Origin of the sequence: Daejeonella sp. (assembly GCF_036405355.1) — a bacterium.
In the GTDB taxonomy this organism is placed as follows: domain Bacteria; phylum Bacteroidota; class Bacteroidia; order Sphingobacteriales; family Sphingobacteriaceae; genus Daejeonella.
The window spans coordinates 14247-31584 of record NZ_DASWXT010000062.1; the positions used below are offsets into that span (position 1 = coordinate 14247).

18 protein-coding genes are annotated in these 17338 nt (G+C 39.3%); 10 read left to right on the forward strand and 8 right to left on the reverse strand.

The window, feature by feature from the left end; all coding sequences use genetic code 11:
• Window positions 1-39: 39 nt before the first annotated feature.
• On the reverse strand, window positions 40-924 hold the full coding sequence (locus tag VGE44_RS07895; RefSeq protein WP_331077691.1) for a UbiA family prenyltransferase: 885 nt from the start codon (window positions 922-924) through the stop codon (window positions 40-42).
• Between the two features lie 131 nt (window positions 925-1055).
• On the opposite strand from VGE44_RS07895, the gene VGE44_RS07900 reads away from it, so the two are divergent.
• The 6 genes from VGE44_RS07900 to VGE44_RS07925 all read left to right on the forward strand — a co-directional run bounded on the left by VGE44_RS07900 (window position 1056) and on the right by VGE44_RS07925 (window position 6866).
• The gene (locus VGE44_RS07900) at window positions 1056-2177 is read left to right on the forward strand and encodes a type III polyketide synthase (protein ID WP_331077693.1); all 1122 of its coding nucleotides are present in this window, start codon (window positions 1056-1058) and stop codon (window positions 2175-2177) included.
• The gene (locus VGE44_RS07905) at window positions 2170-2892 is read left to right on the forward strand and encodes a methyltransferase domain-containing protein (protein ID WP_331077695.1); all 723 of its coding nucleotides are present in this window, start codon (window positions 2170-2172) and stop codon (window positions 2890-2892) included. Before VGE44_RS07900 ends, VGE44_RS07905 begins: the two co-directional genes overlap by 8 nt.
• Before the next feature lie 14 nt (window positions 2893-2906).
• Complete coding sequence (locus VGE44_RS07910; RefSeq protein ID WP_331077697.1) at window positions 2907-4028, forward strand: NAD(P)/FAD-dependent oxidoreductase; 1122 nt, start codon at window positions 2907-2909, stop codon at window positions 4026-4028.
• An 8-nt stretch (window positions 4029-4036) separates the two neighbouring features.
• On the forward strand, window positions 4037-5062 hold the full coding sequence (locus VGE44_RS07915; RefSeq protein ID WP_331077700.1) for a sensor histidine kinase: 1026 nt from the start codon (window positions 4037-4039) through the stop codon (window positions 5060-5062).
• A gap of 70 nt (window positions 5063-5132) precedes the next feature.
• Window positions 5133-5780: a DUF47 domain-containing protein gene (locus tag VGE44_RS07920; protein ID WP_331077702.1), complete on the forward strand. Its 648-nt coding sequence runs from the start codon at window positions 5133-5135 to the stop codon at window positions 5778-5780.
• Window positions 5781-5810: 30 nt separating this feature from the next.
• Window positions 5811-6866, forward strand: a complete 1056-nt coding sequence (locus tag VGE44_RS07925; protein ID WP_331077704.1) for an inorganic phosphate transporter — start codon at window positions 5811-5813, stop codon at window positions 6864-6866.
• Between the two features lie 26 nt (window positions 6867-6892).
• Here VGE44_RS07925 and VGE44_RS07930 read toward each other — a convergent pair whose 3' ends face one another.
• The 3 genes from VGE44_RS07930 to VGE44_RS07940 all read right to left on the reverse strand — a co-directional run bounded on the left by VGE44_RS07930 (window position 6893) and on the right by VGE44_RS07940 (window position 9169).
• Window positions 6893-7612, reverse strand: a complete 720-nt coding sequence (locus tag VGE44_RS07930; RefSeq protein ID WP_331077706.1) for a DUF6503 family protein — start codon at window positions 7610-7612, stop codon at window positions 6893-6895.
• 83 nt (window positions 7613-7695) lie between these two features.
• A complete protein-coding gene (locus tag VGE44_RS07935) occupies window positions 7696-8574 on the reverse strand; it encodes an energy transducer TonB (RefSeq protein WP_331077709.1) in 879 nt (292 codons plus the stop codon).
• Between the two features lie 16 nt (window positions 8575-8590).
• Window positions 8591-9169: a sigma-70 family RNA polymerase sigma factor gene (locus VGE44_RS07940; protein WP_331077711.1), complete on the reverse strand. Its 579-nt coding sequence runs from the start codon at window positions 9167-9169 to the stop codon at window positions 8591-8593.
• Between the two features lie 161 nt (window positions 9170-9330).
• Here VGE44_RS07940 and VGE44_RS07945 point away from each other — a divergent pair, with 161 nt between their 5' ends.
• Complete coding sequence (locus VGE44_RS07945; RefSeq protein ID WP_331077714.1) at window positions 9331-10062, forward strand: DUF4197 domain-containing protein; 732 nt, start codon at window positions 9331-9333, stop codon at window positions 10060-10062.
• A gap of 103 nt (window positions 10063-10165) precedes the next feature.
• Window positions 10166-10921 carry a DUF4197 domain-containing protein gene (locus tag VGE44_RS07950; protein ID WP_331077716.1) on the forward strand — a complete coding sequence of 252 codons (756 nt, stop codon included), beginning with the start codon at window positions 10166-10168 and terminating at the stop codon, window positions 10919-10921.
• Between the two features lie 198 nt (window positions 10922-11119).
• On the opposite strand, the gene VGE44_RS07955 is transcribed toward VGE44_RS07950, so the two are convergent.
• The 3 genes from VGE44_RS07955 to pdhA all read right to left on the reverse strand — a co-directional run bounded on the left by VGE44_RS07955 (window position 11120) and on the right by pdhA (window position 14663).
• Window positions 11120-11632 carry a hypothetical protein gene (locus tag VGE44_RS07955; protein ID WP_331077718.1) on the reverse strand — a complete coding sequence of 171 codons (513 nt, stop codon included), beginning with the start codon at window positions 11630-11632 and terminating at the stop codon, window positions 11120-11122.
• Window positions 11633-11939: 307 nt separating this feature from the next.
• Complete coding sequence (locus tag VGE44_RS07960) at window positions 11940-13634, reverse strand: pyruvate dehydrogenase complex dihydrolipoamide acetyltransferase (RefSeq protein WP_331077720.1); 1695 nt, start codon at window positions 13632-13634, stop codon at window positions 11940-11942.
• A 33-nt stretch (window positions 13635-13667) separates the two neighbouring features.
• Window positions 13668-14663, reverse strand: coding sequence for a pyruvate dehydrogenase (acetyl-transferring) E1 component subunit alpha (gene pdhA / locus VGE44_RS07965; RefSeq protein ID WP_331077722.1), 996 nt, complete (start codon window positions 14661-14663; stop codon window positions 13668-13670).
• 254 nt (window positions 14664-14917) lie between these two features.
• Here pdhA and VGE44_RS07970 point away from each other — a divergent pair, with 254 nt between their 5' ends.
• Window positions 14918-15463: a C40 family peptidase gene (locus VGE44_RS07970; protein ID WP_331077729.1), complete on the forward strand. Its 546-nt coding sequence runs from the start codon at window positions 14918-14920 to the stop codon at window positions 15461-15463.
• A gap of 69 nt (window positions 15464-15532) precedes the next feature.
• Here VGE44_RS07970 and VGE44_RS07975 read toward each other — a convergent pair whose 3' ends face one another.
• A complete protein-coding gene (locus VGE44_RS07975) occupies window positions 15533-15721 on the reverse strand; it encodes a hypothetical protein (RefSeq protein ID WP_331077724.1) in 189 nt (62 codons plus the stop codon).
• 152 nt (window positions 15722-15873) lie between these two features.
• Here VGE44_RS07975 and VGE44_RS07980 point away from each other — a divergent pair, with 152 nt between their 5' ends.
• Window positions 15874-16806 carry an SPFH domain-containing protein gene (locus tag VGE44_RS07980; protein ID WP_331077727.1) on the forward strand — a complete coding sequence of 311 codons (933 nt, stop codon included), beginning with the start codon at window positions 15874-15876 and terminating at the stop codon, window positions 16804-16806.
• Window positions 16807-17338 lie beyond the last annotated feature (532 nt).

The following is a 17338-nucleotide window of genomic DNA, read 5'->3' on the forward strand; positions in this document are numbered from 1 at the left end:
TACACTTAAGTCTAAATTTTCTGGCTCCTGTCTCAATTGCTAAATAATATTCAGCAGGCCAAAATAAATCAGCATCATTATACTGCTTAAGAGGGTCATTCGCGACATGTTCTTAAAATTTGCATTGGCCGGATCCCGGTAAACTTTGGCAAACCAAGTAAGAAATAATACAAATACCGGGGCGGAGACAATTAAAAACAACCAGAAATTCTTAATTAATTCCAATCTGTCCCAATAAATGAAAAGGAGAATTCCGGAAAGCAGGAAAAGGCAGGCTGAAAAGTAAAAAGAACCCCGAATTCCTAAAATGAGACTCAGCGTCTTATCTCCCCTTTTCAAATCCTCCTCATGCTGATACACCTGAGTAAGCGGGTAAGTCGCACCAATCAGACAGGAACAAATTAGTCCGGCAATCGTAAAATTCAAATTCCATCCGAATAATGTATCAATCCCCGAAATTGAAGCATAAGTGCTCCAGTAAACAAAGGCCCCCTGAAAAATAAATACAATCAAAAAACTTACAACAGGATATTTCTTTAGCCTGATTGAAGGATGACTATACATTTTGGAAAATACCCCGTAAATAAGGACCGCAAAAAACAGGATCCATCCCACATAAATTGCTATTAATAAAGCAATTACATCAAGCAATAAGGGGAAATAGTACAGACTCTTATCAACCGGAGGTGGCTTTTCCATAAGTGCAATACTCCCTTCGTCTTTATCAAAATAACTATTGTAACCATTACTTGCAGGATAAACCAGCAGATGCCAGACAACAAAAGTTAAAATTGTATCCTGCCAGTTGATTTCTGGTACCTGAGATAGTGCAAAAAGAAACACAGGCAGCAGAAAGACTGAAAACAATAAGCGTAAATGCAATAAAGTGGATACACTCGGAAAGAAACTTTTTAAAAGATTCATTTACTAAATTAACATTTTATAATGCAATCGGTCCTTAAAGCTATATATGGGTTCAATAAAAATATAGAATCAATTCTGGCTTATATATTGTTATTAAAACCAAAAACATAAATATTTAGTAATTTACTGATATGAGCAGTTGCATTAGCGCGATTGGTACCGCCAACCCAAAATACCGGATCCCACAGAATGATATCTATCATTTCATGGTCAAGGCATTCAAACTAAATGATACTAATGCTTCCCGCTTAAAACGAATTTATGATCATTCAGGAATTGAACATCGCTACTCAGTGATTCCGGATTTCGGAGAAAAGGAAAGTAATAATAATACCTTCTTCGGAAAGACTGATGATTTTGAGCCTTTTCCCGGAACCCGCGACCGTTTAAGTCTGTATCAGGACTCTGCAGCAGATCTCGCATCAGAAGCTGTTAATGATTGTATATCCAATCATTCTGAGATTTTTACTCCTACGATTACTCACCTGATAACTGTCAGCTGTACAGGCATGCACGCACCGGGAATAGATATCGAACTGGTCGAAAAACTAGGTTTGAACCCAAATATTGAGCGAACCTGTATTAATTTCATGGGCTGTTACGGAAGCTTAAATGCCCTTAAAGTTGCTGATTATATTTGCCGTGCCGATCCCAGGGCAAAAGTTCTGATTGTTTCTGTTGAACTCTGTACATTACACTTTCAGAAGGAAAACACCCTGGATAACTGGGTTGCCAATTCGCTTTTTTCGGATGGCGCCGCCGCGGTTATTGTAGAAAACAGCACCGAAATTAAGACTCGAAATAAGCATCTTTTGCTTGATACATTTTATTCTGAATTTTTGAATGAGGCCAAAAACGAAATGGGCTGGTACGTTGGGGATGCAGGCTTTGAAATGAAATTGACTTCAAAAGTATCCCGGATGATTCTGAAACATATTCAATCCATTTCAAATAAACTTCTTAATAAAGCAGGCTTGAAATTCAAAGATATAAGTCGTTTTGCCGTACATCCCGGAGGAAGAAAAATCCTTGAAGCTGCTGAAAGTGCACTTGGTTTTTCATCCATTGCAAATTGCTTTGCCTATGAAACATTAAGGGATTATGGAAATATGTCTTCTTCCACAATATTATTTGTTCTCAAAAAACTGATGGACGATCCGGAGGGAATTGATGGTGAAAACATTCTTGGCTTTGCTTTCGGACCTGGTTTAACAGTTGAATCTATGATCTTAAAAAGAAGCGGAAATGCCTGACTTTAGTCGCAGAAGTTCAGAGGAAGAAATGATGGACGATTTCTCATTGGGACATGAGATTATCGACCCGATTATGGATGAGCTTGAAGTGGTAAACAAGCTCCTGGGTGGGTATAATGTGTTTTTTGATGCTTTCCAAAAGATAGGTTTAAAGGATGGAATGATCATCAGTGACTGGGGTTGTGGTGGCGGAGATTCATTGAGGGTTATCGCAAAATGGGCGCGTAAGCGAAAACTGAAAATCCGTTTGATCGGAGTTGATGCTACAGAATCGGCAATCGAATATGCAAGGGAAAAATCCGGAGATTTTCCTGAGATCTCCTATATTCTGACAGACGTAATGAGTGAACAACTCATTAACAATCAATTTGATATTGTAATTTCAAGTCTGTTTACTCATCATTTTGCTGATGAAAGCTGGATAAGACTGATTCAAAAAATGGCTGATTGCGCTGCTGAATATGTCGTAATCAATGATCTTCACCGGCATTGGTTTGCCTACCATTCCATTGGCATTTTAACCTCAGTTTTTTCGAAATCTGAGATGGTTAAGCATGATTCCAAACTTTCTGTACTCCGAAGCTTCAAACGGGAGGAGCTTGAGAAGCTATTGAAAAAGGGAGGTTTTAAAACTTTTTCGATCAAATGGATGTGGGCATTCAGATGGCAAATATGCATTGAAACAGGAAAAATTAAGGAGAGGAGAAGTATCTGATTTGAAAACTGAGTATGAATGATATACTGATAATCGGTGGTGGACTCGCAGGATTGACCAGTGCTATTCTTCTTCAACAGAATGGATATCAGGTAAGCGTTTTTGAGAAGAAAAAATATCCCTTCCACCGGGTTTGCGGCGAATATATTTCCAATGAGGTCTTCCCGTTTTTGGAATCATTAAATATCGGGATCTCCGAATCCGCTTACGCCCGTATAAACCGTTTGGCTATCACATCTGTTTCAGGTAAAATTTTGCAGGCAGATCTGCCAATGGGTGGATTTGGTTTAAGCCGTTACAAGCTCGACCATTTAATGTACGAACAAGCAAAAAGACTTGGTGTGGAATTCATTTTCGAAAAGGTGGATAATATATTTTTTAACGAAGGTAAATTCCATATTACAACTCCGGGAAACACTGTTTATGAAACGCCTATCGCTATTGCAGCCTATGGCAAAAGATCTAATCTTGATCAAAAATTGAATCGCAGTTTTTTTTACAGACGGAGTCCATATCTGGGTGTAAAATACCATATCAAAACTGATCTGCCCGGAAACCTGGTGCGTCTTGATAATTTTCAGGGCGGTTATTGTGGGGTAAGTAAGATCGAAGATGACAAATCCTGTCTGTGTTACCTCTCAGAAACAGCAAATCTTAAAAAATATTCGGGCATTCCGGAGATGGAAGAAACGGTTCTGTTTAAAAACCCATATTTGCGAAGCCTGTTTAAAAACTCAGAATTTTTATTCGAAAGTCCTGAAGTGATCAATGAAATTTCCTTTGAAAAGAAAAGCCTGGTAGAAAACAATTTACTCTTTTGCGGTGATTCAGCCGGAATGATCACTCCACTATGCGGGAATGGAATGGCAATCGCTATTCATTCGGCAAAAATTCTTGCAGATAGTATCATGCGTTTCGCAAAAAAGGGCTCCATTCTGAACAGAATTGCAATGGAAAATGAATACATATTTCAGTGGGAAAAACAATTTGCTCTCAGACTTAAAAGTGGCCGGTTAATTCAGAGGTTATTTGGAAACACCTTTATTTCTGATCTCACCGTATCAACTCTTGGAAAACTTCCGGGAATGACACAAATTTTGGTGAAAAAAACACATGGCAAAGCGTTAATATATTAACTTGCAATATGAAATTGTGGGTACTCGTATTTATCAATGCCTTGGCGGTTGCATTATCACTATCGATAATCAACTTTTATTTTCAGCAAAATCTTGTCGACTTCTTCATCACCTTTTCTGTTTCGCTGTTAACCAGCTATCTGGTTTTCTATTACCTGATCGAAAGATTTGTTTACAGTAAGATCAAGCTGATCTATAAGCTGATTCACAACCTGAAATTAGGCAAAGATCTGAAAGATGCATTAGGAGAATATGTTAGTGCCGATCCGATCAATGATGTTGAACTTGAAGTTAAGGAATGGGCAAGGGATAAAAAATCAGAGATCGATCAGTTAAAAGACCAGGAAAAGTTCAGAAGGGAATTCCTGTCTAATATTTCCCACGAATTGAAAACCCCACTGTTTGCAATTCAGGGCTATATTGAAGCTTTGCAGGAAGGGGATATTGATGATCCTGAAATATCAAAACAGTTTCTTGAAAAAGCTTCCAGAAATGTCGACCGCCTCGCATTTTTCATTAAAGATCTGGATGCTATTTCAAAACTTGAAAGCGGGGAAATTCCTGTGAATTACGATCGGTTTAATTTAACCGATCTGATACATGAAGTAATTGATTCTCTGGAATTAAAAGCAAAAAAATATAATATCACTCTGCATTTTAAAGAAAAATATCATAGCCCGACCTGGGTATATGCCGACAAGGAAAAAATCAGACAGGTTTTGGTAAACCTGATTGATAATTCCTTTAAATATGGTAAGAGCGGTGGAAATACTTCCATCAAAACCTTTGAACTTCATGACCAGATCTTGGTCGAAATCACCGATGATGGTATTGGAATTGAAGAAAAATATCTTCCAAGACTATTTGAAAGATTCTACCGCACTGATAAAAGCCGTTCCCGGCAAATTGGAGGCTCCGGTTTAGGCCTGGCCATTGTGAAACATATTGTTGAAGCACATCAGCAAACCATCACCGTAAGAAGTACTGAAAATATTGGTTCAACATTCGGATTCACATTACAACGTGATAAATAAAGCGGGTTTATTTGTTAACATTAACTTAACATTGGGTTTGTAAATTTGCATTATCTAAAAATCCAATCCGATGTCACTGAACAGTATTTTCCAGTACTTTATCCCCAAAGACAAGAAGTTTTTTCCTCTTTTCGAAAAAGATAGTGCGAACCTAATCCAGTTAGGCGAAAAGCTTGTAGAAGCAGTTAACACTGAAGATCTTACACTTCGTAAGAAATTATTCAAAGACATTGAAGATCTGGAGCATACCGGAGATGAGATTACTCATCAGATTCACCTGGAGCTAAGTAAGAATTTCATCACTCCATTCGACCGTGAAGATATTCACAGACTTGCGAGTGCAATAGATGATATTGCTGATTATATTCATGGATCTGCCAGTCGTATGGATCTTTATAATGTCACCATTATTACTCCCCCTATAAAAGACCTCGCCAGCCTGATCTTACAGGCATGCCAGGATCTTCATAAAGCTATTCATGAATTACGCGATCTGAAAAACATCCGTTTAATCGCAGATTGCTGCGTTCGTATCAACAGTATTGAAAATCAGGCTGATTATGTCTTTGACAAAGCGGTTGGTGAACTTTTCGATAATGAAAAAGATGCGGTGAACCTGATTAAATATAAAGAAGTACTCTCCGGACTTGAAACCGCTACTGATATGTGTGAGGATGCAGCGAATGTGCTGGAATCTATCCTGGTGAAAAACGCTTAATTACATCATTAAAGATATTACACCAGCCATATGGGTTTTACACTATTAATTGTAATCATTGTTTTAGCATTGGTATTCGATTATATCAATGGCTTTCATGATGCTGCGAATTCTATTGCAACCGTTGTCTCCACGAAAGTTTTAACTCCTTTTCAGGCAGTGATTTGGGCGGCCTTTTTCAACTTCCTTGCTTACTGGATATTCCATTTAAATGTGGCAGATACGGTAGCCAAGACTGCTGATACAATGAATATTAACCTTGTGGTTATTCTTGCGGGTGTTTTGGCGGCAATCTGCTGGAATTTATTAACCTGGTGGTTTGGAATTCCTTCCAGTTCATCACATACCCTGATCGGTGGATTTGCAGGTGCTGCAGTTGCTCATGGTGGTCTAAATGTAGTTAACCTTGGTGTTATTGGCAAAGTTGCCTCTTTTATTGTTCTTGCTCCGATTATTGGTATGATCATGGCGTATTTTATTACTGTGATCATTGTCAATATCTGCCGTTATGCCAACCCTTCAAGGGCTGAATGGTGGTTCAAAAAACTCCAGCTGGTATCTTCAGCTTTATTCAGTCTCGGTCACGGAGGTAATGATGCCCAGAAAGTAATGGGTATTATCGCGGCAGCAATCATTGTGTATCTTAAAGATGCTAATCTTAGTGTTGACACGATGACTGCCTGGTTACATGTTGATTATACTGTTTTGAATGGCAAGGTTAAGATCAATCACATTCCTGAGTGGATCCCTATTGCCTGTTATACAGCAATAGCAGCGGGTACAATGAGCGGTGGATGGAAGATCGTAAAAACCATGGGTACCAAAATCACTAAAGTTACTCCTTTAGAAGGTGTTGCCGCAGAAACTGCCGGAGCCATTACTTTGTTTATGACCGAACATTTTAAAATACCGGTTTCAACAACGCATACCATTACTGGTGCAATTATTGGAGTTGGATTAAGTAAACGTGTATCAGCGGTACGCTGGGGAGTTACTATCAGCCTTTTATGGGCATGGATACTGACTATACCGGTATCTGCAGCCCTGGCAGCAACACTTTACTTTCTGCTCAGTTTGTTTCTTTAATTCCCTGCTGGGTATTAAAATAAGAGCTATTTCAGGACAATATCCTTCAGCTCGATCTGAGACAATACTCTCAGTCTTCCCGCTTCATATAAGCTATCATACTTATCTACAGTGGTGACTGAGTCATCAGCTGGCATCTGGTAATTAACATAATCCTGAAAAATTACACCCCCTACTTCCTGGGTTCTGAGTACCTCTCTGAAACGATTACCTCCTGAACTATAAGCAAAATGATCCATGCTGTAATCTTCCGTATCGAACCAATAATAAAATACATCACTGTGATCCCCTGCTTCTTTTGACTTTTCGAAGGAAATTTCAATCTTATGATAGGTTTTACCCTTGATCTGACTTTTACCAACATATTTTTTCACTACAGAGGCATCATTTAATTTTAGGGGTAAGTATAGAAAATAAACAACCGCATTAAGCGATTGCCGGTATTTGTCTGAGTCCTTCTGCTCAAGTTGCAATTCCTTACCGTCCAGTATACGTTTAAAGCCTTCATTGCTTAATATATCATGAACATTGCCTGTAGAATCACTAAAAAAGCGTTCATATTTAAACTGCCCGCCATTCTGCATAACTTTAAAATTTGCTGCCCTGAATTTAAACTCCAGAGTCGCATTAGTCAGCTTATCCATATTATAAAAAGCAATACTTTTATCTACAATTTTCCGGGCATCGGGCTCATTACAGCCAGAAATGATAAATAGCACTAAAATAAGGGAACTTAATCTGTTCATTTGTTTGAATTATATTTAACAAAACAGGGTTAAAATCAAATATATACAATTAAGGCGTAATGGACTTCTTATGATCTCTGAGGTCAAAACCTGATTTCAATCCTGCCGGTATTGATCTTACTTCCAGTCCGGGTTTTCCAGGCGGGTCCCTCCTTAATCAGACGAATAGCTTCCGCATCACAGGCCTCAGTCAATCCTTTCAAAATACGAAGGTTAACAGGTTTCCCCTTATCGTCAAGCTCAAAGGATAAGAGTACTGAACCGCTGATATTCGGATCATTTGCAGGTTTACGGATATTATCCTCCAGGTATTTACGATAGATATCCCATCCCGGGACAGGTTGTACTGCCTGTTCAGAAGCATTGATACCTTCGGATGAAGTCACAGCCCTGCTCACAGCTCCCTGGTCCTGAATGCGTAGTTTAGTGGCTGGAATACTTGTTCGGGCAGAACTAATCCTACTTTCTTCTTTGGATGGGGAATTATTCACTTCAGACTCGTTATTTGCTCCTGAAGGTGATTGATAGGCTGCAATCCTGGTCTCATCTGATGAAACAGGATATTCCTTCTCCCTGATAACCGGACGGCTCGGGGAAGAACCCTGAATCTCATTTTTAAGCGAATCACGATCTATTAGAGCTACCTGTACCTGCTTTTCTGTAAGGGGTCCCGGGCGGTTAACATTCATCCAGAACAGGATTCCGGCAGTAATAAACAATACAGATGCTGATGCAGCCACACTTAGGCGCTGCCATGTAAAGTCAAATACCTTTTTATTTTCCTGCAAATGAACAATTCGCTCATGCAACTGTCTCTGCAAAATACTCAGTTCTGTTCCGGGATTTGAGGTATGGGTATATCCTTCCAATGCCTCCCAAAGGAAAGGATCAGTAAGGGCTTCTTTCTCAAGCCTGTGCATTTCTTCATGATCTAGCTTTCCTTCAAGGTAAGCTCTGATCATCAAACTATCGGGATAATTAGTGCTCACTATTCTTCTCTATACAAATTTTCAGATTTCGTTTACCGTTCTGTATATAGCTTTTAACCTTATTCAGTTCAAAGCCAGTCTGATCTGCAACTTCTTTATAACATTTCTGCTCCATGTAAAACAGATTAATGCTTACTTTCTGCTCTGATGGCAGATCTTCAATACATTTAGCCATTATAGATAGCTTTTCTTCGGTATCATCCTCAAGGTTAAGATGCACAAAAGCCTCATTTTCCATAAAATTCTCATCAATACTTAGCATTTCGTGCTTTGATGATGATCGGAGTACCATAAGGCAATGGTTTCTGCTTAGGGTATAAAGCCAGGCCTTGAAATTTGCTACTTCGTGAACCCTCAGTTTTTTCACTAATTCTTCAAAGATCTGCATTACGGCATCTTTGCTCTGTTCTTCATCCCGAAAGTATTTAAGGCACAAACCGAAAACCAGAGGCATATACTGCTCATAAAGCTTGCCGAGCAGTTCAAGATCTCCTGTGCTGCGGTACTCAGCAAGCAGTTCAAGTTCCCTGAGGGCAGTATTGCCGGATGAATTCTTTTTAAATCTCAAGGTTGCCGATTTTTAAGCTGATCAAGTATAATTAATATTTGTGAATTTGGCAGGGGTTTTGATAACATATAAAAAGGATCAAGGAATAAAGAACAAGGATCAAGGAACCCTGGTGTAATTTGTTACCAATTCGTCTTAACTCAACAGTAATAATCAAAATTATGAGATTTCTAAAAATATTTGCCTTATCAACGGGTGTATTCCTGCTATCATCATGCGATACTTTAAATCAGGCAGGCCAGATCCTTACTCAAACAGGCCTTGGAAACCCGAGTGCCACCGAGATTTCACTGGGGCTAAAGCAGGCACTGGAACTGGGAACATCTGCAGGATCAGAAAGATTATCCCAAACGGATGGTTTTTTTGCCAATGCGGCTATAAAAATCCTTTTCCCGGAAGAAGCTCAAAAGGTTGAACGTACCCTCCGGAGTGTGGGCTTGAATAAACTGGCAGATAATGTCATATTAAGTGTAAACAGGGCTGCTGAAGCTGCTGCAATTGAAGCTAAGCCAATATTTATTTCAGCAATTAAAGGAATGACCTTTAACGATGCCTCTAATATTTTATTAAGCGGACAACAGGATGCAGCTACATTATATTTTCAACGGGTAACTGCTGATCAACTGCAGCAGAAATTTCAACCCATTATACAGAATAGTTTAAGTAAAGCAGGCGCTACCCGATACTGGACTGATGCTATTACTGCTTATAACAGCATTCCGCTCGTCGGAAAAGTAAATCCTGATCTTAGTGCTTATGTCACACAGAAAGCAATTGCAGGGATCTTTTTTGAGATCGCACAGGAAGAATTGAAAATACGATCAAAGCTATCAGCGAGAACAAGTCCTCTGTTGCAGAAAGTATTTGCTTATGCCGACCGGAATAAGGGTTAAGCAAGCAGAACTTCACATTCAGGATATAACGTATATCATTTAAATGGGACAGGTAGCAATAATTTAATACCAGCTGAACCGTTAATTTCGGTAAATTCATATTATGAAACTCAGAATTATAATCCTAAGTGCTTTTTTATTCAGTGCAATAACTTCATTTGCGCAGTTCAAAATACCTCAGGTCTTAAAAGAAGCAGCTAATGCAATTAAACCGGGCAGTCCGAGTCAGATAGAAATTGGAGATGCAATAAAAGAAGCGCTTGAAATAGGGGTTTCTGCAGGTACGGACCGGCTGTCCCTTCAGAACGGATTTCTTGGAAATTCTGCAATAAAGCTACTTTTTCCACCTGAAGCAAGAAAAGTTGAGAAAGCACTTCGCGGAATTGGCATGAACAAAGCTTGTGATGACTTTATTCTCAGCCTGAACAGGGCAGCAGAACTTGCGGCCAAAGAAGCTAAACCAATTTTTATCTCTGCAATAAAGGAAATGAGTGTTCAGGATGCTTCAAATATCTTGCTGAGCGATCAGAAGAATGCTGCAACAACCTATTTTCAGCGTGTAACGAGTAAAGCTCTGGAAACCAAATTTAACCCTATCATTCAGAGTTCACTGGATAGAACACAAGCAACCAAATACTGGACTGATCTGAGTACTGCCTACAATCAAATACCACTTGCCGGCAAAGTAAATAACGATCTTGCTGCTTATGCAACACAAAAAGCAATGGAGGGATTATTCCTTGAAATAGCGAAGGAAGAATTAAAGATTCGGGAAAATACGGAACTCAGGAGCAGTCCACTGCTAAAAAAGGTGTTTGCTTATGCAGATAAAAACCGGAATGCAGCTACAACTAACTAGTGTTATGTTAAAAATGCAATGATGTTGATGGCATTGAGCAATCAGCTTGAAATCTGAAAAAATATCAATAATGTGAGTATTGCTCAAATTTGATGGCTCTTAGCCCATAGCCCATAGCAAAAAATAATGATCTATTACGCTTAACATAACACTAGTAAAAGGAATTTACCCCTTCTGTGCTTATCAGAAAGCTCTTTTTTAATGGTCTATCTCCAGGACAAGATTTTCCTGTTTTTTCCGGTAGGCTCCCCGCCGGTATTTTGCAATATTTCTGCTTCTGATCCTTCGTTTCGGAACCCTAACAAGAACCGGAACCTCATTTTCCACTGTTTTAAATAATTTCACATGAATGTTTCTACCCATTGAATCTCTGATCAGCGATTTATCAAAAGAGATCTTCTTCTTTTTGACACTCAGAGGCTGATCACTCATATACTCCGCAATAGCCACATTCCAGGCAGAGCGAAAACGCAATAAAGCTGCCTTGATACTGTAAACCTGTTTCAGTCCTTTGTCGGCAATCACCACACGGGCAAAGGAAACCGCATCTGCAAAGCGTCTCTGCTCCCTTTTCTGCCTTTCTGAATAGATCACATTGCTTCTGTCGGGGAATCTGGAAATGACAGTCTTTCCCCCATATTGTTTGAATACAATCTGACGGTTAACGCTTCCGCTGAAGCCTTTGAATAGAGCTGAGGTTTGAATAGCCATTTTCCTGATAGTATGACTTAATTTAAGGATAAATATTGTGAATATCAATAGCTTAAGTCAAAAAAACTATAGATGAAGAGGTTCAGCAGAGATCTTTTTAGGCTTAAGATATAGTTAATACATACCTTAGGTATAGTGTTTTTACGTTCAGAACGTATAAAAAAGGGTTTTGGATAAGAAATGAGCTAATGGAGCATTTCTTCCCGCTTATCTTAGAACCATGGAATCCCGAACAAACAGATTCAATAAAAAAAGAGGCTGACCATTTGTTAAATAGTACAGCCTCTTTATATTTTAGGCCAAATTCTTATACAAGCAATCTTACAGGCTCTTCAAGCAATGCCTTTAATGTCTGAAGGAATGCTGCACCCGTAGCTCCATCAACAACACGATGGTCACAACTTAAAGTAACCTTCATGACATTTCCAGGAACAACTGCTCCGTTTTTTACTACAGGAACCTGCTGGATTCCACCCACTGCAAGAATGCATGCATCAGGCGGGTTAATGATGGCTGTAAACTCATCTATACCGAACATTCCCAGATTAGAAATAGTAAAAGTTGATCCTTCCCAGTCTGAAGGCTGTAGTTTCTTAGACTTAGCACGCTGGGCAAAGTCCTTCACTTCAGCAGAGATATGAGAAAGTGATTTTCCATCTGCAAAACGAACTACAGGTACCAGTAAACCATCTTCAACGGCTACGGCAACCCCAATATTTACATGCTCATTATAACGGATCTTATCTCCTAACCAGGATGAATTAACATTTGGATGTTGTTTTAAAGCAACCGCAACAGCTTTAAGAACCATATCATTGAATGATATTTTTACAGATGCAAACTCATTGATTTTGGTACGGGCCTGCATTGCACTATCCATATCAATTGACATGGTCAGGTAGAAATGCGGTGAAGTGAACAGACTTTCAGAAAGACGTTTCGCAATAACTTTACGCATTTGAGATACCGGTTTCTCAGTATATTTCTCCTCACCGGTAAATTGAGGAATAGCTGCAGGTGCACTTTCTGCTACAGGTGCTGCTGCTGCAGGAGCTGGACTTGCTTTCTGACTCTGTGCTGCAGGGTTAAAGCTTTCTATATCTTTTTTCACAATCCTTCCACCCTCAGCGCTGCCTTTTACCTGGGAAATATCAATTCCCTTATCTTTTGCGATCTTACGCGCCAAAGGGGATGCTTTTAAACGTGATGTTGAATCACTTTCAACATGCTGTGTTTCAGTCGCTGCAGTTGAATCAACTGCCGGCTTTTCTTTACCAGGCTGCGATTCAGCTTTTAACTCTGCTACAGCTGGTTTTGAACCCGATTTTAATAACGCTGATACATCTGTACCTTCTTTACCAACAATTGCAATGATATCATTTACTTTAGCTGCCTGTCCCTTTTCTACTCCAACATGTAAAAGAACGCCATCGGCATAACCGATCACTTCCATCGTTGCCTTATCAGTTTCTACATCTGCTAAAGCATCGTCACTTTTTACCTTATCGCCCACTTTTTTATGCCATTCAGCGATAACGCCTTCAGTCATGGTATCACTCAATAAAGGCATCCGGATAATAGTGGCACCCAATGCTTCTGCATCTGCATCACTGTTTCCGGCAGAATTAGTTTCTGTACTTGCTACCACCGGAGTGCTTTCTTTTACCGGTTCTTCTGATGCTTTAACTGGCTCTGGTGCTTTCGCGGATTCTGAAACCTCTTTCTGACTTCCTGAATCACTTAAAAGCGCCTGATAATCTTCTCCTTCGGCACCAAGAATAGCTATTACAGAATCAACTGCTGCTGCTTCACCTTCTTTAGCACCAATATATAATAAGGTTCCCTCCTGGAAAGACTCAAAGTCCATGGTTGCCTTGTCTGTTTCAACTTCGGCAATTAATTCCCCTGAGCTAACTTTATCACCAACTTTTTTATGCCATTTAGCGATAACTCCCTCCGTCATCGTATCGCTCATCTTAGGCATTTTCACTACTTCAGCCATTTTATTTCCAGATTAGAATATTAGAATTTAAATTTAGTCGCGGATGTATGGATAATCAGATTGAATATAAACATCTGTGTACAGTTCAGAAGGATCAGGCCACGGTGATTCTTCAGAAAACTTAACTGATTCGTCTACAATGGCTTTAATTTTCTCATTTATTGAATCAAACCAGGCTTCATCAGCATATTTTTTCTCTTCAATAGTTGCTCTTACCACTTCAATAGGGTCTTTGGCTTTATAACCCTCAACTTCTTCCTTCGTACGGTATTTAGCAGGGTCTGACATGGAATGTCCTTTATAACGGTAAGTTCTTGCCTCTAAAAATGTAGGGCCATCACCGCGGCGGGCTCTCTGAACAGCTTCGTCCAATGCGTTATGTACCGCAGCCGGATCCATACCATCAACAGGTGCACATGGCATATCAAAACCTAAGCCGATTTTATAGATATCAACCATGTTTGTTGTTCTTGAAACTGAAGTCCCCATAGCATAACCATTGTTCTCGCAAACAAAGATTACAGGTAGCTTCCAAAGCATAGCCATATTGAAAGTTTCATTCAGTGCCCCCTGACGAACTGCACCGTCACCCATATAACAGATACAAACATTATCAGTTCCATTATATTGTTCAGCAAAAGCAATGCCGGCACCCAGTGGAATCTGACCTCCAACTATACCGTGACCACCGAAAAATTTCTTTTCCTTACTGAACATGTGCATTGAACCTCCTTTTCCCTTGGAACATCCGGTAGCCTTACCATACAATTCCGCCATGACCTCATTTGCACTCATGCCTTTGGCAAGTGCATGTGCATGATCACGATATGCAGTGATAAGCGAATCCTCGGGGCGGATAACTGACATTGTACCTGCCATCACCGCTTCCTGACCTATATACAAATGGCAAAATCCTCTTATTTTTTGCTGCCCGTAAAGTTGACCGGCTTTTTCTTCAAACTTGCGCATCAGGAGCATTGACTCATACCATTGAAGATAAGTGTCTTTCGTAATTTCTATTGAACTCATTCGTAATCGTTTCTGTTAAACAAATTAATCCTTTACAAGGGAGGACAAATCTAACCATATCTTCCTAAAAAAAGAATACCATAGTGTTTTGTTTACACGTTTTCACGCCGGATCAGGGCTAAAAAATCATTGAATTGCTTTTGGCGACTTGCTGTTATACAATTTTTTTATATTTTTGTAACATTCTTAGAATATAATCTGTAAACAGACGTTCATCTTAGCGTTGTTTATTTATAAACGAAAGATCAATAATGATGGTGAAAAAAGTAATTTTAGCTTTGCTACTTGTGATTTCTTTTGTGTCGGTTCAGGCACAAACTAATGATAAAGATCAGAAACCATTAGAGAAAATCGCAGATCCAGATAATCTTGCTTCCGAATACTTCTCACAAATCATGGGTGTAGCCCTTTCTGCTACTTCAAACCTTAAACTTTATCAGTTTGTATACGACTGGATCGGTACTCCTTACAGATTAGGTGGTGGTACGAAAAAAGGAATTGATTGTTCAGGTTTTGCATTTGAGCTTTATAACAAGGTATTCAGTACTTTAATCGGAAATAATTCCAGGAATATATTCAGTATGGTTAACCCGATCAGCAAATCAGAATTAAAAGAAGGTGACCTGGTATTTTTCAAGATCGGAAGCCGCTCTATTACTCATATGGGCGTTTACATGGGTAATAATAAGTTTGCGCACGCCTCAACCAGCAAGGGTGTTATGATCAGCGATCTTGATGAAGCATACTGGAGAAAATATTATTACAAAGGCGGACGCTTGCTCGCCTCTCTCAGAGATTAATTTCCCCAATGACCTCAAGGTCATTCTAAAAATATAAAGCACCGTACTCTAAACAGTACGGTGCTTTTTTTATTTTGCCTGATCTGTGGTACTTCTTACCAATCCTATGCCGGTAATAAAAAACACTATCCCTAATACAGCAAATACAATCAGCGATTTGTATCCCTCTGAGCTTTGTACAAAGCCAATAGCAGCGTAGATCAGGCCAACTATTCCCAATACAGTTAATATTGTCCCGAAAATTCTTTTTAAATTCATCTGTTCTATTTATAAGATTCATGCAATAAAGCTGCCAGTATTATATCCTGCATTTTTTAAAGAGACTATATTGTATTGCTTTGTCTGCATAATCGTATAGTCCTAAGCCCGAAAACAAAATATGTTGCGTATCTTCCATAAATTTTACTGCCATGTATACAAGCTATATTCTATTATTCATTGCCATCGTAATCCTGTTCAGTTCGTTTGTAACAGTTAAACAGGGAACTATTGGTGTTGTAACCATATTCGGGAAATACAGAAGGCTTCTTAAGCCGGGTCTGAATTTTAAAATCCCATTGATAGAGGTAATTCATTCCAGAGTGTCGATACAAAACAGATCAGTCGAGCTTGAATTTCAGGCAGTTACGATAGATCAGGCTAATGTGTATTTTAAAGCTATGGTACTTTATTCGGTGAATAACCCTGATGAGGAAACTATTAAGAACGTAGCTTTCAAGTTCATTAATGAGCAGAATCTGATGCAGGCGCTTATACGTACAATTGAGGGAACAATACGTTCTTTTGTTGCAAGCAAGAAACAATCAGAGGTTTTGGGCCTTCGCAAAGACATTGTAGATCATGTAAAAGATCAAATCGATACCGTGCTGGAAAGCTGGGGTTATCATCTTCAGGATCTTCAAATCAACGATATTACTTTTGATGAGGTGATACTCACCTCAATGAGCCGGGTTGTAGCTTCTCATAACCTGAAAGCCGCCGCAGAAAATGAAGGACAGGCATTATTGATTACCAAAACCAAGGCTGCTGAGGCAGATGGTAATGCGATAAAGATTGCGGCGAATGCCGAACGTGAAGCTGCTCAGTTACGCGGACAGGGTATCGCTCTTTTCAGGGAAGAAGTAGCAAAGGGTATGACCCATGCAGCTAAAGAAATGCAAACTGCCGATCTTGATACCTCTGTAATACTGTTCACCATGTGGACTGAAGCGGTCAAACATTTTGCAGAGAACGGAAAAGGCAATGTTATTTTCCTTGACGGTTCTCCTGATGGTATGAAGCGTACTATGGAACAAATGATGAGTATTAATATTATGGAAACCGAGAATAAGATGAAATCTTAAGGGCAAAACTACAGATTGGGTTTAATTAATCTTCTATTATCCACTGAGTTCGGTATAAGGAAGGGTAAAAAATACGGTTATAATTAATCTCATAAGGCTCTGGAGCCGCAATAATTGATTTTTGAATACAATACCTGTGTATTATTGCTTAGTTCAGCCATTTCCTCCGGAGTAGTTCAGGCACGAAATCGCATTCTATTTCAGATTACCAATAGCCGGAAGATACCTCCTTCGGCAAGGTTTATTTTACCCGAGGCTGTTTTTCATCAGGACGGGCAGCCCGGCAAAAGGACTGTCTATCGTACGAAATAAACCTAAGGGAGCGGCAGTTCTTTTTTGCAATACTGAATTTCATGATATCTATCTAATCTGTAGCAAATTCAGGCAGAACAAGGGTAAGAAGGACCGAAGGGAAACAGACCCTGCTTTCTAAAACAATGGAAAATCTTTAATCTAAATTTAACCCAGAATCATTTTATATCAAACTCACGATAGACTAAATGTCTACCCCGGTATAATAACCGGGGCGACC

Bases quoted from the DNA above. Each gene is read 5' to 3' on its own strand.
- VGE44_RS07895 (WP_331077691.1), bottom strand. From the start codon at position 924: ATGAATCTTTTAAAAAGTTTCTTTCCGAGTGTATCCACTTTATTGCAT.
- VGE44_RS07900 (WP_331077693.1), top strand. From the start codon at position 1,056: ATGAGCAGTTGCATTAGCGCGATTGGTACCGCCAACCCAAAATACCGG.
- VGE44_RS07905 (WP_331077695.1), top strand. From the start codon at position 2,170: ATGCCTGACTTTAGTCGCAGAAGTTCAGAGGAAGAAATGATGGACGAT.
- VGE44_RS07910 (WP_331077697.1), top strand. From the start codon at position 2,907: ATGAATGATATACTGATAATCGGTGGTGGACTCGCAGGATTGACCAGT.
- VGE44_RS07915 (WP_331077700.1), top strand. From the start codon at position 4,037: ATGAAATTGTGGGTACTCGTATTTATCAATGCCTTGGCGGTTGCATTA.
- VGE44_RS07920 (WP_331077702.1), top strand. From the start codon at position 5,133: ATGTCACTGAACAGTATTTTCCAGTACTTTATCCCCAAAGACAAGAAG.
- VGE44_RS07925 (WP_331077704.1), top strand. From the start codon at position 5,811: ATGGGTTTTACACTATTAATTGTAATCATTGTTTTAGCATTGGTATTC.
- VGE44_RS07930 (WP_331077706.1), bottom strand. From the start codon at position 7,612: ATGAACAGATTAAGTTCCCTTATTTTAGTGCTATTTATCATTTCTGGC.
- VGE44_RS07935 (WP_331077709.1), bottom strand. From the start codon at position 8,574: ATGATCAGAGCTTACCTTGAAGGAAAGCTAGATCATGAAGAAATGCAC.
- VGE44_RS07945 (WP_331077714.1), top strand. From the start codon at position 9,331: ATGAGATTTCTAAAAATATTTGCCTTATCAACGGGTGTATTCCTGCTA.
- VGE44_RS07950 (WP_331077716.1), top strand. From the start codon at position 10,166: ATGAAACTCAGAATTATAATCCTAAGTGCTTTTTTATTCAGTGCAATA.
- VGE44_RS07955 (WP_331077718.1), bottom strand. From the start codon at position 11,632: ATGGCTATTCAAACCTCAGCTCTATTCAAAGGCTTCAGCGGAAGCGTT.
- VGE44_RS07960 (WP_331077720.1), bottom strand. From the start codon at position 13,634: ATGGCTGAAGTAGTGAAAATGCCTAAGATGAGCGATACGATGACGGAG.
- pdhA (WP_331077722.1), bottom strand. From the start codon at position 14,663: ATGAGTTCAATAGAAATTACGAAAGACACTTATCTTCAATGGTATGAG.
- VGE44_RS07970 (WP_331077729.1), top strand. From the start codon at position 14,918: ATGGTGAAAAAAGTAATTTTAGCTTTGCTACTTGTGATTTCTTTTGTG.
- VGE44_RS07975 (WP_331077724.1), bottom strand. From the start codon at position 15,721: ATGAATTTAAAAAGAATTTTCGGGACAATATTAACTGTATTGGGAATA.
- VGE44_RS07980 (WP_331077727.1), top strand. From the start codon at position 15,874: ATGTATACAAGCTATATTCTATTATTCATTGCCATCGTAATCCTGTTC.